Source organism: Anaerovirgula multivorans, from assembly GCF_900188145.1.
GTDB lineage: Bacteria > Bacillota > Clostridia > Peptostreptococcales > Natronincolaceae > Anaerovirgula > Anaerovirgula multivorans.
In genome coordinates, this window is the sequence record NZ_FZOJ01000017.1 from 77,315 (window position 1) to 94,581 (window position 17,267).

The window sequence follows — 17,267 nt, forward strand, 5'->3', positions numbered from 1 at the left end:
GTGTGGACAGTTGGCTTAATTTTATAAAAAAAAACATTCAAATAGAATGCTTTTATTTTTTACTATATAATTGCAATATATTTTGTAAGTAGCCTCTCATTGAATCTACTAAACTTTGAGGCGCAACTATTCTGGCTTTATCTCCAAACATCAAAAGCCAACCAAAAAAAGTACCTGTTGCCGCAATTTCTGTTGCAATTTTAAAACTTGTTTCAGTTTTACCATATATTCTAACATCTTTGCCAAAACGATCAATGACAACATTGATTAATGAATTATCAAATTCGATCTCAACTCTTTCAGTCTCACCACTAAACATACTAAATACTCTTTTTGAATACTCTACTACGTTGAAGTTTTCAAACTCACTGATTACTGGCCTCATATTCTCACTAACCATAATCTCGGACATTCTGTCCACTCGAAAGTGACTTATATCTTGATAGCGTTCATGATAGGCTATTAAATAATAATTATCATCTGCCCATGTTAGGGCATAGGGGCTCACACAATAAACCTCGCCATTTCTTCTAAACTTCAATCGCTTGTCTACTGTATAATCAAAGTATTTAAATTGAACCATACGATTCTGTTGAATCGCATAATGAATGGCATCAACATTATAGTAGATGCTTTCATTCATCGTTTTGACTCGATCGTTGACTATTACATGACGATGAAGCTCTTTTGCTTCATGTGCACTTGTTAGTTTTTCAATCTTTTTGATGAGTTCATTGCTCTTTTTATGTGTTATGAACTTTGATGCTTGAACAGCATCTACTAACAGCTTTAACTCAGGCAACTCAAACTCTCTTGATGCCATATAATAATTATTGGTCCTTGTTTTGTCACACACAATATCAGCACCAAAAATCTTAAGTAATTCGACATCAGAATAGACTGACTTTCGTTCCGCCGATATTCCAAATCGGTCAAGCTCATCTATCAAATCGTTTACCGTCATCGGATGCTCTTCATCAGTTTTCTCAGTAAGTATCTTCAATAAATAAAGCGTTTTAAGCTTTTGATTATTTGTACTACTCATCATTTTCATCATCCTTAATTAGTTACTAGATAGTAAGATCATATTGTATCTATACAATAACTTATATCTCATTTCTGTCATATGCTACAAGAATCAACGATTTATGATATAAAGATCAAACGGAATATGAAACCAAACGTTTTACCGCTGAACATTATTATCTGAAAGTGAAAAACTGAATTCTATTTAGTTCATCATTTTTGTTCCAAAAGGAACCACTTCGACTATTTAATAAAAACGTGTTCCCATTCACTTTTTGGAAACCTAGGATATTCAGCTTTTTTATCTGTTCCAGGCATTGCAACAACCAGAAGTCTACGTGGTCTTGTCATTCCTACATAAGCAATTCTCATCAATTCCGAATCCAATGCCCCATTATTCAAAAATGAAGGGGTTAACGTGTTGCTCCCTTTTTGGTGTTGTACATGCAATAACACAGCCTCATACGTCTCACCTTTTACCCCATGAACTGATGACCTCGTATAGCTTTCTTTGTTTTTCTTTTCAAAGAATACTCTTATTGGCTTTTCTTTAAAATCTTTCATTTTGGTGTCCCGAGTCTTGATCTTCACAACATTGGCTATGTCCTTCCCCTCTCTTTGAACAAGATTGCTAGATTCCAACAGTTGATTGAGGGTGCATTTAAACTGATTAATCCATCCACTTATGGGAGTATCTAAAGATGGATAATTGGTCATGATATTAATAATACCTAATTTCCATTTATAATATGGTATTACCCGATTAATTTCATCTTCAATACTATGTATACTTTTCAAATCGCCAATCGTCATACTATAAATTGCCTGCTCACATAAGCTAAAAGCTTTTTTCCTTGATCCGAAGTACCATTCATATGCAGATCTCGCAAACATCTCTACTTCAGAACTTTTCCATAATCCTGATATGTCAGAATCAGAGTGAATTTTGCTTCTAGTTACAATGGCAACTTTATCCGAAACAACCTCAATTTCCATTTCTTTGCACTTATTCTTAAAATATTCGTAAATTTTTTCTTGTCCAGTTTGCATCGAGTGTAACAATAATATAGGCTTCTGCTCTTCGGCAGCAAATGGGCCTTTAGCTGTATTAGCTGCTTTATCCTCTAGTGATTGAGAAAAATACCTAACTGCATTACAAATTCTTTGTGAGCTTCGAAAATTAGCTGTAAGCATCAATGTCTTCCAATCATCTTCTTGCATTTTTTGTACAAAGCATTTCGGTGTGGCATTTCTCCATTCATAGATTGATTGATCAGGATCGCCAACTAAGAAAGTTTTTTCAACTCCAGCAGTAAAAAGCAAATCAAATACCGCCATTTGCTCTTCAGATGTATCTTGTGCTTCGTCAATTAATATTACTGGGAATCTGCTTGCGATAGCTTGAGCAATGCATGGATTTTCATTTAACAAACGATATGCAAATGAAGAAACCTCACTTTGAAATACAATTCCTTTCTTTTCATAAATTTTTTTATATTGAGCACAAGGAGGTACTTTCCGCCCGCTATTCGGCTCACAGATAACTTCAGAATGATTTTTATAGAGTTTACCATCAATACCATAGTAAAACTTTTCAATTGAATCACTGCATCCTTTTCGATGGCACTCGGTTCTCCAAAATCTAAATTGGTAATTCCAAATATTACTTAATGTAACCTGTGGCCTTGCCCTATTTTCGTTATAAAGATATCCATATTGAAGAACGATAAAGTTATTAATGAAGCTATCAACGGTACCCACAAAGTGCGGATAATCAATTTTTCCCGATACACCAATAAGCTGTTCAATCTGATCCATTATCTCTTTACTGGCTATATTCGTGAATGATAGCACTGCCATACCCTGATGATTTTTTTTCCATTGGTGAAGATATTTCAGAACTTTTCTTGCAACTATATAGGTTTTACCACTACCTGGACAAGCACAGAGAACATTTTTGCCTTCTGCTCTCATAAAAGCTTCTTGTTCATCAGTTAACTCATACATTCACTCACCTACTTTTCAGTAACTGCAAAAATTGCTCTTTTAATATATTCTGGAACTTCAAACGCATTTTCGACAGCAATTCCTTTAGAAATATTCTCTCGCTGTTTACGTATTTTGTTACAGAGTCTTTGGGCTAGTGCACCTTTGCTATTATCTCTATAGCGAATAAATAGCCATATACAAGCAGCCTTTTCATCAATGGTCTCAAGCGATGATAGTTTTTCACTTAAAGACTTACCCACAATCGGGAATTCTTCTTTAATTGCGCTTTCGAGTACGAAAATATTGCTTTCACAAAAACCAAGTGCGTATTCCAAAGTCTTTATAGCGCAAAACGTCTTAATCGAAGTGTTTTCGCACAGTTTTAGGATTTCAGTGTATCGACCGGAAGGTTTGCCTTTGCTAAGTTTATCAAGAATATCTGCACTAATACCATCATAGTCAATATCTTTACTAATATACGTATTCATATCAGCTTTATCTGTACATCTGTCATCATCTGTGATAATAGCAATTTTTTCAAAACACTGAACAGCAGTTTGCGATGTAAACAAATTCACAAACGGCTTAAATGCTACACTATTCAAATTAACAATTTCTACAGCGTATTTGTCCAATGGTCGATTTATAATCTTAGCCAATTCAGGAATTATTAAAGCTTCACATATGCCTTCAACAAAAAGAACTCCCTTAGCAAAAAACATTTGAGACTTTGTTACATCTAGATATTTTTCCAAATATGCCTTATCAGAGTCTTCAAGCTTAGTACTCGCCAATGGAAGCGATCGCTTTTGATGATTTACTTCATATAAAAGATTAACATTCTCTATGCCAACCTTTGATACCAATGTTGGTGAGTGAGAAGTATATATAACTTGAATATTCTCTCCACCTTTACCCGTGTCCATTAAGAAACGTTGAACTAATTCCTGTAATTGAGGGTGTAAATGAGCTTCTGGTTCTTCAATCAATAGCAGATTCTGAAAGACACCAGGTTTTTTAATTGACATATCACCTAATACAGCTGACATGAAGAGTAGGTTATTATAACCAAGTCCATTTTGATATAGTTCAAAAGTATGTCTTGATATCTCTAATACTCGGTTCTTAAGCTCCTCATCAATTGCTGTTTTACTATTGATGATTGATAAATCAATATGTACACCGGCTTCGGAAGTATGAATAGAATGACAATCCTTATTAGCCAAGGCTAAATCTTTTGCCTTCTTAACAAGTGGGTCATCTTCAGATATTAAGACCCATTTGGGTTTAACCCAAGCTCTGAGCGATCCAGCAATAGAATCAAACCGCGGTTCAACAAGACCAATATCTATCTGTTGTTGCAATACCTCTTGCTCTATTCTAGATAAATTTTGATTTACTGCATCTCTTGCTTTAATCAATTGTTCTTTTTCAAGAATATTAGAATTGGCACTTTGAAGTAGTTTTACAAGTTCATCACGTTCACTCTCTTCCGGAACAATATTTCTCAGGAGTTGTGCTAATTTGCTATTTCGAGATGGCTTCATCTCATTTTCGGAATCTCGTAGTGCTCCTAAAAAAGCAATTTATATTGCTTCAAAAGTGTCTGATGATATTGGATTTCCTTCAGTACCGATACCCCAGCTACTACTTTTTACTTTTTCCATACCATTTGCAGCAGTGTACGAAGAAAAGCGAACATGAAATTCACCACTGGTTTTTTTCTCTGGATTCCATATTTCTAATAAATATGGTGGTACATCTTCGAGGAAAACATCAAATTGAGCCCACTGAGCTGTAGTGCCATCATCATTTATATGAAAATCCGATTTACTGAAGAAGATATCTTTTTTGTAAGGCACCGTTGAAAATGCAATTCTAATAGCATCGATGATAGAAGATTTGCCGCTATTATTCTCACCAATTATCGCATTGACACCTTTATTGAAAATGATTTCAACGCCAGTTTCATCAAATACTCTAAAATTACGAATATGTATTCTTTTCAGATACATTTCCATCCCCCCCTTAGCAAAATAACCCTACTCGAATAACCATAGTTCAAGTTTGCCTAATAATAAAAAATGCTAGGGTTTGTTTTTCTTTGAATTCTTCGGGTTTTTATTTTGCAAATTCCATACCTGCTATGCTTCTTACTTTGATATTATCAGTCTCATTTATATGCTCGATGAACGCTCTTAAATACAACTCTAAAATTCAACCAAAATAGAAATACAGACCTTAAAATCACCTAAATTTAAGAATTAGCTTTCAAGGTTACCTAATTTAGAACTTCTCTTTAACAAGGGTTTGTCGATATTTTTCATATGACTTTATCCAGGTTTCTATTTCCTCACATGCTTCTTCACTCAGCTCATTACGTATTTTACTGTAACTGTTCTTCACTTCAATCAGTTGCATATTTATAGTATGCATAGTCTTTATGATTCCAGCGTTCTTTTTTCTACGTGCTTGAGCTTCAGCTTCTATTAACTCTCTTTGAGCACTAATCATACTTCGTTCTAAATCATCGATTGTAACATCCTTGACATGAGCTTTAATCATAGAAAAAATAGAATATAAATCATCATCCTTTAACATAAAAAATATACTCCTCTAAAGATTTCCTATTTCTTTAACAATATCACACATAATCTTTGAAAATTCATCACCTGATATTTTATTGTCATTGTGTTTGTAAAACTGGTTCATCATATCTTTAATAAAATTCATTTTTTCTACCATTTGATCAGTATCAGACTGCTTTTTCATAACATAAGCTTCTGCTTCTGCAAGGAGATATTTCCTGTCTTCCCCCATTTTTCGAATTATTGCATCAGTTTGTATTTTCATTTTCCCCATTTCGACTATATCGAATGCCAAATCCAAGATTTTATCAAAATTATCAATTGAAGCATCTAAAATTCTGTCAGTCCTCGTACTTGGGAATTCATGTTCCTTTGCTTTCACTTCATTCATACGCTTTCCGGTAACAATCTCATAATCACTCATATTAAACCTAACCTCTCTTTCGTTTCATTTACTCTTGTAAATAATTCGTTTAGTTTTTTCGCATCTTCCAGCTCTGGATTGATTTCCATTTTAGATTTTACATCCTCAATCAATTCAGTAACAGTCTGAATATTAACAGCCTTTAGGTCTAAAAGATCTTTTTCTACCAGTGGCTTAATCTCACTTAACCACTTGTCCAACCCTTTCTTTACTGACTTTTTAAGCTTTGATTTCCATCGAGCATATTCATAAACAACCATTAGCACTTCTACAATCACTGCTGCCACTACTGCTAATGACTTGACTGAAGTTGCTCCTATTTTCTTTAAAGTATGCTTAAGCGCGTTGTGTGTTTCTCTTTTAAATGTCTTGCCAAATAGATCACCAACCACTTTTAAATAATGGGACGCAGCATTTGCGACACCAGCACCACTGCCACCAGCCCCACCATACTTTGCAAAAAATTTAAGCAAACCGCTTTTCAAGCCGTTCTCCATCATATTCCCAATTATATTTTTTGTTGCCTTGTCCAAGTGATGTTCATATCTAATGGATACATCTTTCTGAAATTTAGCTATAGCTGTGTTCAGCATATCTAAAACTCTACGATCCAAAGCATTTACTTCTGTTTCTATATAATAATTGACTTCTTTAATTTCTTCTTTAGTAGCAAAAGGTAATGCATGAATATTCACATAAGTTATTGTCTCATCCATTTTCGATGTACCTTGACGTTCTATTGCATCAATAGTACGTTCCTCAATCCAATTTCGCGCATCATCTAGTCGCTTCATTGTACCATCAATGATTTGTGCAAATGATGGGATAATTTCATCATCAATGACATTTTGATAGCTATCTATAAGCTGTTGAAAATCTTTCATTAAGAGTAAACGTTCCTCATTACTCATGTTAACCATGGCAAATCTACTATTGACATGATTTTCACAAGCTCGAAATAGATCTATAACATAATGATTAAAAGCTCTATTCAATATTTCTTTATGATTTTCACTATTTATTAGTTCGTTAATAAAACTCCATAGTTCTTTTGCTTCAGGCAAGGGATATCCATAAGTTTCATCTTCCTTACACTCGGGGACGAGAAACACCGGTAATTCAGAATGTAATAAATCCTTTGCGTATCCAACAATTTCCATTATTCTTGGGCTATCCATTTGAACATTTTGGGGACATCTATTAACTACAAGCACAACTTTTGCGTCTTCCCTAATCAAATCATTCAAGAAAGCAAGAAATGCATAATCATTCTCTTGAATACCAATCTTGTAGGCAACAGTATACACTACAACATCACTATTTGGAATGAACTCCTTTAACACTATGTCATGTTCACTGATTAGCGATCCATAGCCTGGAGTATCAAATAATTTTAAGTTGTCAAAACGAAAGTTTTTTATATTTTTCGCGCTTGTATGTATTCTTAGCCGTTCTAACTGATTATCAGGCTTTTTAGCAAGTGTGTCAAATAGATTATCGTCAATCACTTCCATAGTTGCATCTTTATTAATAGCATAATATGATGTTTGATCACCTGATAAAACTACTTCAGTAATAGTCCCCGTAGTAGGCGTCGCGCTTACAGGTAAAGTTGGCATCCCTAAGAGCCCATTGATCAATGATGACTTACCACTACTGGTCTCTCCTAAAAACATTACATAACTATCGGGTTTACTGATGCGAGCTTTCAAAAATTTTGATAAGGTCTTTAAATCTTTATTGTCAATCTCTTCAACTAAATTATTTACTATTTCATAGCGTTCCATCAATCCCATAATTTTTCACCTTCAGCCTTTTTCAGTGATTCTAAATCAAATTTCAGTTCTTTCAATCGCAAATCAGATTCAGTTTCATTATATGCTCGTTGGATTTTTTGAGCATTTTCTGCTTTCAAGGAGTTAATGTACTCTTTCCTGCTATTTAAATATTCATCCATTACATTTGTAACATCTGCTTCAATTGACTTATAGTTGTCAAGAATAACTGCTCTAATTGTATTATAAAACGACTCTATATATGGCTCTATTTCACTTTTTGTTGTTCTTGCTCGTGCTTTTACAATTTCTTTTTTAGTTGTGCTCCCCAAGAAACTACTAATTGCACTGACACTTAACATTGCTAAAATACCAACTGCTACACCAATTGGTCCACCTATTGCTCCTCCCACTGCAGCTCCTACCCATATACCGCCGCCAGCACCTACTAGTTTTATACCAATGTCAAGACCTTTTTCGAATTTAAATGCCTCACTATTATTGAATATCATTGATTCATAATTTGCTTCACTTTCTCTCGAAATCAGTAGGTTTATTTCTTCAAGCTTATTCCTGATTTCTGTCATCACTCCATCCATCTTATCAAACGTTTGTTCAATAGCATCATTAACACATCCATTTTGAATATCAACAAATGCTTGTGTCAATTGATCACCATCAACAACTCCACAATCAATAACATGATATATTCCAACCCTCAAATTTTCTTTCTGCTCCCTAGCAATTCTCATACTAAATGTCTTTATTTCTCGACTTGTTTTCTTCAATAACAGTTGCAATTCTTCTACTTCCAACTCTATTTTTTCAGTACTTTGTTTAAATTCGAGTTCATTTTCATCAAGTGACCTTTGTAATTCATCTATAGACATCTGGTTCTCTTCTATTAATTTGTTAATTTTAGTCTTTATCTCAGTTATAAATTCACCAATGTGTTGTTTTGCATAAGCTAACAGTATTTCTCTTCGATCACTTGTGTAACTGTCTAGATGATTCAATAAACCATTCAGATTTGATTTCTCATACATGTCATTATGCTTATGAATAATTCCGTAGGCTGCATCATACGCATTCACTGCGATTATTGGATCAATTTCAGATATATTGATTTGTTGTCCAATATCAGATAGTACCTTTTGGTTAAAATCGATTGATTCCATCACTTCACGCTTTGATTCGCCAAATATATTCTGAACAAATATTACCTTTGAAAATGCCTTCCAAACACTTTTTATAAAAATTTCTTCCATACGTCGTATAGTCGGTACGGTTGGAATTATCATGATAGCAAAACAAAGATTCTTAATATATCTCATAGTTGTCTCTTGATTGTTCTTTGTCAAGCTACCTACTCCCGGCAAATCAACTAAAACTAATCCACTTTCTAAGAATCTATGTTTTTTCACTACTACAATGTGTGATACTCCTAATTGGTTACCCGGATTATAGTTGTTATCCACATACAATTTGAGATCCTTATGTTCATTTAGTAATTCAAATGGTTTGCTGGTAAAATGTACTTCTATCCTTGTTTCTTCTCCAAATCGAATCTCCACTGGAACACAAGTCGTTTCGTCAGCTTCATTAGGTAAAATATTTTCTCCAATTATTGCGTTTAAAAGCGTGCTCTTTCCCATTCCTTGCATTCCAATTACTGGAACTATCAACTCTGGTGATTCTGCTGAATCAACAAATTTTTGACTCAAATCACCATATAAGGCATTACCTGAATACTTATTGAGAATATCTTTCACTTTGCCAACTAATATCATATGCTCCCTCTTTTCCATTTATAAAACCAGCGCTTGAAAAACGGTTCTTTTAAGTATGCTACATCACTTTTTAAATCAGCAATGTGAGAAATAATATCCTTCAATTGATCTTGAGTAATACTAATCGAATCGTTCATTGTCTTTCCATCTATTTTAATTGAGTCCATCATCTCGATCATTCTAGTATTATGATTCTGGTTTATAGCAACAATATTAGTCATTTCCTTAATTTTTTCTCCTTGAGATTTTATTTGTAAATCTATGCTTTCATTCGAGTGTTTTACTGTATTCGAAAGCAATAAAATTTCTTCAGTATTACGGGAGAAATTTTTTTCCAGCAAAGATTTCTTTTGCTCTAAAACATTTTCAATGGCCTTTATTGATTCTATATTAGAAGAATCGACTACAGCTTGTAATTTTATTAAGTTTTCTTTTACTACCAAAGCAATCGATGCCATATGATCTTGCCCGTTTTGAATCGCCTGTAATTGATTATTTGCTATTTCAACAGACTCTTTCAATTCTTTATATGACTTCTTCAAACGCTCCAAATCGCCAGAATTGTTTAAAATTTCCTCATTTATTGACTCAACAGACTCATAAACGTTCATGAGTCTATTACCTATATCAATAATCTTTCTCTCAATGACAATCGAAAGTTCTTTTTGTATTGATTCCATAACTTTCGTTGTCGTTTCATCAACATGCATAAATACTTTTTGATTCATTCCGAAATTCTCCTTTGTTAAATTCTAATAATATCGCTTATAGCATCAGATACTTTGGGAGACCAAAACATAGAAAACTTTTTTTGAATAGCCTTTAAAGTTTCAGTTTCTTCTATAATCGTTAGACATGGAATAATTTGATTTTCAACAAAGACCATATTATAAACTGGATTTTCATGATTGATCATATACGAAACTTTGTTGTCTATGTTAAATTCATTTTTTAACAATATCATTTCTCTAAGTCCTTCAGATACTACATTTCCATTTATTAATTCATTGAAATCCTGTGCTACAAAAATCAGTACATCATCTTTTTTAATTTGTTTTAGTAGCTTACTTTTGTGTAATTGATTTTTGGCTGCCCCTGTCTGTATTGCATTAAACATAATAAAAAGATTCCGTGTCGCTTGAACGTTTGGTAATTTGATAGTGCTAGCTTCGGTATTAACCATCATCTTACACGGCATATCATATGTTCTAAAAAATCTATCATAGAATTCATCACTCGCATTTTGATCCCATGAAACAATTATATTCTCAAACCCATCCGATTCTTTATAACCTAACAAACTATCTATTGTAGTTTTGTTTACTAAACTAATCAAAAGTTTAGCTAGCTTGTGAATTTCAAATACCGTATCTGAAACCTCAATTTCATTTTTTATTTCATGGACCTCATTCGAACAGATTGGCAATGAATTCAAGTCATTATCAATTTTACAAACTGAATTCATATTATTTAAAATCAACTTCAAATCACGCACAATATGGGAAACTGCTTTCGAATCCATATGTAGGTTTAATTTCTGGTTATAACTTTGCCGCTCTAAAATGATTGCAGCTTCAATATTTTTCAACGTTCCACAAGTGGCATCATTCCATTTTTTAATTGTTTTTCCGTATTGCTCGTACACTCGGTCAATAAATTTTCTAAGGGACTTTTCGGTTTCATCTTCATCTACAACAGAATAGGATTCTTCTTCATACTCGTATCCCCAATCATTATTAAATAAATCACCAAAGAATCTAGCTACACCACTTCCAAAACTTTTTTTCTCCACACGAACTGGTCTTGTTTTTTGCTTCTTTTTAACCGTTGCATTCGGAATATTAGGTAAACCATTAAAACTTATAGCATCTCTTCGTGCTATATTTAAAGAATCGATTATTTTATATAATCTTTCATTAAATGATAAAATTTCTTGGCTTACAGCTTTCTCAATGCTGCTGATAGAATCTCTTACTCTATCTACAAAAAATTCATTAATTGCATTTTCTCTTTTCATGGCTTCTATAATTTTATAATCACTCACTTGTTTCAATTGATAATGAATTTTCTTTAGTGCGTTTTCATATTCCTTCTTAATATTACCTTCTACATGTTCGTAAACAAACCTCTGTACCAATTGATTTTTATTAGTTGCTATAAAATCTTCTTCTTGCTTAATTAAACGCCAAACTTTTTCTCCTATTGTCCTGAATCGCTGACTTTTTATTCTAGGTTTTTGAGTGTTTACAATCCATTTTACAGTGTCTACAAATCGATTATATTTTCGCTCATTATGCTTTTTTCTGTTACATCGGCCCTTCATTGATTCCACAGCTGACATCTGCACAATTTGACAGAGACTCTTATCCTTAATATCGGATCCATCAATAATCCGCTGTACCCTTTTTCTGTGATCCTCCGCCACATCATCAACAGTCTTTAATCCATCCAGGCTAGGGCGAAGAGAATCATACATATTCTGCACTATTATAACCGGACAATTAAATTTAGCAATGATATTCAAAAATGATTTCATTTTATAATCACTATTTGTTTTAAATGTAGTAACAAAGATACATACATCTATAGTTGGAATTAGTGTTTCTAAAGTCAGTTTTTCATGTATTTCAAGCTTATAGGCATCTAACCCTGGACTATCTACAAGAAGTATATCTTGACCTAAATCAAAATATGGAGTGGATAATTCTACCTGCTTTACATTTTCTTTATTATTAACGTTATACGCTTCATCTGTATATACCTTTACAATATCTGGTGTTAGTTTCTTACCCGAAAACTCTTTTTTATTTCCATCCTGCAAATAAACTGTCATTTTAGAAGTAGGTCCATAAGAACAACACACGAGTTGACTAGATGAAGGCCTTACTGCTTCAGATAACAGCTTACTTCCAAGTATGGCGTTAATCAGTGTTGATTTGCCACTACTTGTAACGCCAACAACACCTATCCTAATTCTATCCTTTTCCCAATGAATCCTACGAGAATTCAGCCATTCGATATCAGATTTATACCTATCATGTTTTCTTAATAGCTGTTTATTAATTTTTTCAATCAAATCTATTTCATTCACTTTATCCATCCTCCAGGTTTAAATCCTCTCTACAAACCACCTAGCAATCCTTTCTGCCATTAATGGTGGTACAGCATTCCCAACTTGTACATAATTTGCAGTTCTTGGTCCTTCAAAAAAATAATCATCAGGAAACGACTGTAATCTAGCTGCTTCTCTTACGGTAATAGTTCTATTTTGAGCGATATCCGGATGGATATAATGATGCCCATCTTTCGATATGTGCGCAACAACAGTATGAGAATAAGAAAGATTGCCAGAGACAACTTTAAATCTATCTAAAAAAGAATTAGTATTTTTATGAGTAATCAATTCAGGTCTCAAATCAGAATACTTTAATCGCCTTCCTTCTTGATTCCACAAACACACTGCCTCTCTGTATATTTCTAAATCCCTCTCTATATGACCTCGAGCGACATGATGTGTTAAGATGTCATCATTATTGCGTATAGCAGTTTGTAATAAAGCCTCCGAAGATTCACGTCTATATCTGTAAGCTGTACAGGTTTCACCAGCCTTTAATGTAGGTAAATCATTAAAGAAATCGATCACTTCAAAAGTGTTTTGTATATTTCCCGGGATTTCAAAATCATGATGCATTAAATCATTTCTAAAGCCCATAATAATAACCCGTTTTCTATTTTGTGGAACTCCAAAGTCAAATGCGTTGAAATCATAAGCCTTTATTGAATATCCGGCATTTTCAAGTTTTTCTCTTACATCTTCAAAAATTGCACCTTCTTTAGCTGTATAAATACCAGGAACATTTTCAAAAACAAAAGCTTTAGGCGTAAATCTTTCTAAAAATTGTACATACAGTTTGTATAAATAATGTCTTGAATCATTTTCATTGTTTTTTCCTGTTCTTGACCTTCCCACCACCGAGTAAGCTTGACAGGGCGGTCCACCAATAATCAAATCTAAATTATCGATACCCCTTATCTCAAGTTGATTTTCTATCTGTTCAAAAATGATAGGTAAAGTTTCTTCAGAAATTTCCATATTGATAACTGAATCCAGTACTTTTGGGGGGATTTTTTCCAAAAATGCAGTTCTTGCAATCTCACGTTCTTTTTTGTTCAAATGATACGTTTTTTGATAGGCTCTATATTCATTCAATCTATTGTGAGATTTTAAAAAATAATAAGCCACCCTTGTTTCAAGAGTTTGAGCAGCATATTGGTCTAATTCAATATGTGCAATACCTTCTGCGCCAATCCTTGCAAACCCTTCTGATAATCCACCTGCACCGGCAAATAAATCTAAATAATTCATGTTACACCCACAATCTATGCATTTCTAATTCTCTTAAAATAATTCTTATTGATTAGCGAATTAAAAATTGCTCGAATTTCTTTTGCTTTTTCTTTAGAGTCTAAGATAACTCCTAACTCTAAGTTTCCATCCATACCGTTGTACGATAAATTTGAAGAAGTGATAATTGATTTTTCATCATCAATGGTAAGCACTTTCGCATGTAATGACTGCGTTTTATTCGTCGCCCCAGTATATTCATATATAAAAACTCTTTTATGGTCTAGCGATACTATATCCTTTAGCAATGTTTTCTTACTCTCATAGTCATTAACATAAATTTCTATATATACGCCTTGTCGAGCTTTCTTTTTTAAAATTTCAACCAAAGTAAGAGCATAATCGCTTAAAGCATAAATGGTTATCACGATGCTTTTATTAGCCTTTCGAATATATTCTTCAAAAACCAGCTCTGTATCTCTCCCCGGCAATCCAGCCACACTTGGTCCCGACCATATTAATTGCATTTTTTCAGTTTCGGACCTGAAATAAGCCTTTAAAAGGATATAAAGAATACTTAGCTTTTCTTCATCAGAGCAATTTGGAAAAACTTTATTCATCTCTTGAAAAACGTTGATTTTAGATGTAAATAGTGCTTCTGGAATATCTTTTTCAAATAGATTTCGCAGTAGAAATCTATTTAAAAAAAGCAATTCTTCAAAAAAGTCTAGTTTTATAGTGTTATTCCACATACAGCGCTCACCAACTCTTCAAAATATCCTTTAAATTTTCTTTCTTCTGTGGGAATTAGCGTTCTCCTATCTAAAAGTCGATTGCCATTTTCACAAGCAGTTTCTGGTATCATTGAACAAGCATGACATGCAGCGCCATTAAGGTTTTCATTTCCAGGATAAGTGGTCATACAACCTGGATCCCCTGAACAAATGAGCGCTCTTTTTAAAGCTTCAACTAAAACCGTCTGAAAATTACCTACTTTACCCATTTCTTCTAAACCACCAAGAGTTCCCTCGGTATCGCCACTACCCGTGTAAACCAATAATCCACACATGTTATCACTGTAATAAATTCTTTCTTTCAATTCCGTTGTAGAGTAACCACATTTTAAAGACAATTCACGAATCAATACATGAGATAACGTATGCAATAAAACATAGACTAAATTTTTATCGTTGCGATACTCCCAGCCTTTTTTCTCAACATACTTTTTGTATTCATCATTATAGATCGCTGATATTTTATCTGAATCAAAACGCTCTAACCAGGATTTTACTTCCTCCCTATTTAACTCAATAAAAATCCCTTCACCACTTGTTCTTATTGCAGGTAGCCATCCCGTTTCATCTCCAGCTAAATTGACTATACTGCCAAAATTATCATTTTCAGGATCAGGAAAACTGCCTCTCGCAAATCCTTTTAACGCCGTCACTTCCCTTACTTTTTCTACTCGTATCAATCGACTAAGGTACTTCTGTAAATAATCGGGGAGATCTTCTTCAGATGCTAAAAAACATGAATGACTTGTCTTAGGCATCGAAGCATGATTTAGTATTGAATTGTACTCAGTTTCTTTAATTTCGCTATATTCCGAAGCACCTTCAGTAACTTTTTCATAGATTTCTTTGAATTTATCAAAAGTAAGCACATCATCTCCTATTTCCTTATGGGCAATTCTCATGCCTAACAACATAGTCCGTTCATAATCAAATTCTTCTTCTAGAATTTCCGCTTCTTTTCTTTTAGAATCAACATAATCCTCAATAAAAATCTTCTTCTCTTCTACAATCTGATACAGTTTATCTGACCAAGGCGGAATTTCTAATGCAGATCTTACAATTGAAAAATATACATTAGTTGCACCTCTTAAACTAGGAATAACGTCTGCATCACAAGTTTCAAATGGCGAATTCGGCCTATGCACATGTCTCCCTGAGCAAGAATAACTTGAAAAAGTCTCTTTAAGCATCGCATTACCCATCTTTTTCGTTACTTTACACGCTTCATCATCACAACTTAAAATTAATGAATTCAAAGAAGATGTAAATTTACCAGACTTTAACCTTATTTTCCCAGTACAATGTGTTGATCCACCATGTAAAAATTCCCTATAAGGAAAATCATCAATATGCCCATTTTCACACATCACTATAAATCTTGATGGATATGCCTTTTTATTGCATTCTGGACAAGTTGGTCCCTTAACGTCATAAATTTCACGATTGCCTGTTGATTCTTCGGATAATTTAAAAAGTAAATTGCACTTAGCATTAGAACAAACATGCCAATCAGGAAAAATTCTTACTGGAAAAGCTTCTTTCCCCTGTCTTGGTTCCATAAAATACCTTACACCTAAATATGAGGCTAATTTATTAAAGTACACTCTTCGGCTTTTATAATCAACGCCATCTTTAGCCCAATAACTTATATCTAATCCTACAACTGAGTCCAAACGGGCATCGATTATTGAACCAGGACCGAATGTCGTTATGATTTGATTTTGACTAAGTTTACCAATTTCCATATCCTAATCCTCCCATAAGTAGAGTCCTGATTCTTTTTGTACATTTCTCATGCTGTTTAATGTTTCTTTTTCATAATTAAACTTACCATAAGACCCATATGCCTTTAAAAGCCTTTGAACTCTGTTCATTTTATAGCCTTGATTATTATGATGTACATTGTAATATAGATTTTTTTCTGTCCGGGATAACTTAATCCATTCATCTAAAAAGTATCTAATATCATCTTCGGCCTTTTCAACACTGTTAGGATCTACAATCTTAATTCTATTCAAAATCATGTCTATAATCATTTGAATATCGTCTTGATTAATTTGCTCAATTTTTCTAGCACCTTCTTTAGTGCTTCTAAGCTCGTCAATCATTCCTCTTAACATACCTATTAAAGAAGCATGCAAAGCTCTTTCTCTTGCTCTTGCTGAAAATGGCGTAGCTGATGTCCCTTCGACAAAACGATATAAATGCGCGTGGTATGCTGTAAAGTTTTCATAATGTGATAAATCTCTTGCTCTATAAGGATTGTATATCGTAACTACTAGACCTGGAGTCTGTCTCCCAATCCTTGATGTTGCTTGGATATATTCTGCTGTGGTTTTCGGTTGTCCAGTAACAGCCATTAACCCTAAACGATCCACGTCCATCCCAACCTGAATCATGTTGGTTGCAACAGCAATGTCGAGCGGATACTCATCTTTAAAGTAAGCGTCAACTCCAACCCACATTTTAATCAGCTCAAGATCATGAGATAATTTTCCCAAAGGAGGATGATTATCATGAGTAAAGAAGAAACTAG

General features: G+C 33.7%; 14 protein-coding genes. All 14 read right to left on the minus strand.

From position 1 onward, the window contains the following. Positions 1-52 precede the first annotated feature (52 nt). Complete coding sequence (locus CHB72_RS16025; RefSeq protein WP_242975162.1) at positions 53-1,048, minus strand: helix-turn-helix transcriptional regulator; 996 nt, start codon at positions 1,046-1,048, stop codon at positions 53-55. A 221-nt stretch (positions 1,049-1,269) separates the two neighbouring features. Beyond that, positions 1,270-3,033: a UvrD-helicase domain-containing protein gene (locus CHB72_RS16030; RefSeq protein WP_089283890.1), complete on the minus strand. Its 1,764-nt coding sequence runs from the start codon at positions 3,031-3,033 to the stop codon at positions 1,270-1,272. Between the two features lie 8 nt (positions 3,034-3,041). Beyond that, positions 3,042-4,562 (minus strand): ATP-dependent nuclease, encoded by a 1,521-nt coding sequence (locus CHB72_RS16035; RefSeq protein WP_089283891.1) that lies wholly within the window; start codon positions 4,560-4,562, stop codon positions 3,042-3,044. A 39-nt stretch (positions 4,563-4,601) separates the two neighbouring features. Next, positions 4,602-5,030, minus strand: a complete 429-nt coding sequence (locus CHB72_RS16040) for an ATP-dependent nuclease (RefSeq protein WP_176431415.1) — start codon at positions 5,028-5,030, stop codon at positions 4,602-4,604. Between the two features lie 271 nt (positions 5,031-5,301). After that, the gene (locus CHB72_RS16045) at positions 5,302-5,616 is read right to left on the minus strand and encodes a hypothetical protein (protein ID WP_089283893.1); all 315 of its coding nucleotides are present in this window, start codon (positions 5,614-5,616) and stop codon (positions 5,302-5,304) included. 15 nt (positions 5,617-5,631) lie between these two features. Further along, complete coding sequence (locus CHB72_RS16050; protein WP_089283894.1) at positions 5,632-6,027, minus strand: hypothetical protein; 396 nt, start codon at positions 6,025-6,027, stop codon at positions 5,632-5,634. After that, positions 6,024-7,823: a dynamin family protein gene (locus CHB72_RS16055; RefSeq protein WP_089283895.1), complete on the minus strand. Its 1,800-nt coding sequence runs from the start codon at positions 7,821-7,823 to the stop codon at positions 6,024-6,026. The genes CHB72_RS16050 and CHB72_RS16055 overlap by 4 nt, the downstream gene beginning before the upstream one ends. Continuing rightward, positions 7,814-9,592 (minus strand): dynamin family protein, encoded by a 1,779-nt coding sequence (locus tag CHB72_RS16060; RefSeq protein ID WP_176431416.1) that lies wholly within the window; start codon positions 9,590-9,592, stop codon positions 7,814-7,816. Before CHB72_RS16060 ends, CHB72_RS16055 begins: the two co-directional genes overlap by 10 nt. Then, complete coding sequence (locus CHB72_RS16065; RefSeq protein WP_089283897.1) at positions 9,589-10,320, minus strand: coiled-coil domain-containing protein; 732 nt, start codon at positions 10,318-10,320, stop codon at positions 9,589-9,591. The genes CHB72_RS16060 and CHB72_RS16065 overlap by 4 nt, the downstream gene beginning before the upstream one ends. Before the next feature lie 17 nt (positions 10,321-10,337). Further along, positions 10,338-12,683, minus strand: coding sequence for a dynamin family protein (locus CHB72_RS16070; protein WP_176431417.1), 2,346 nt, complete (start codon positions 12,681-12,683; stop codon positions 10,338-10,340). A gap of 18 nt (positions 12,684-12,701) precedes the next feature. Continuing rightward, positions 12,702-13,958 (minus strand): DNA cytosine methyltransferase, encoded by a 1,257-nt coding sequence (locus CHB72_RS16075; RefSeq protein ID WP_089283899.1) that lies wholly within the window; start codon positions 13,956-13,958, stop codon positions 12,702-12,704. Positions 13,959-13,972: 14 nt separating this feature from the next. Beyond that, positions 13,973-14,689 (minus strand): phospholipase D-like domain-containing protein, encoded by a 717-nt coding sequence (locus CHB72_RS16080; RefSeq protein WP_089283900.1) that lies wholly within the window; start codon positions 14,687-14,689, stop codon positions 13,973-13,975. After that, entirely contained in the window at positions 14,671-16,476 is a 1,806-nt protein-coding gene (drmB, locus tag CHB72_RS16085) for a DUF1998 domain-containing protein (protein ID WP_089283901.1), read from the minus strand. Before drmB ends, CHB72_RS16080 begins: the two co-directional genes overlap by 19 nt. 3 nt (positions 16,477-16,479) lie before the next feature. Continuing rightward, positions 16,480-17,267, minus strand: a 788-nt coding sequence (locus CHB72_RS16090; RefSeq protein ID WP_330397060.1) for a hypothetical protein, incomplete at its 5' end; no start/stop codon positions are given.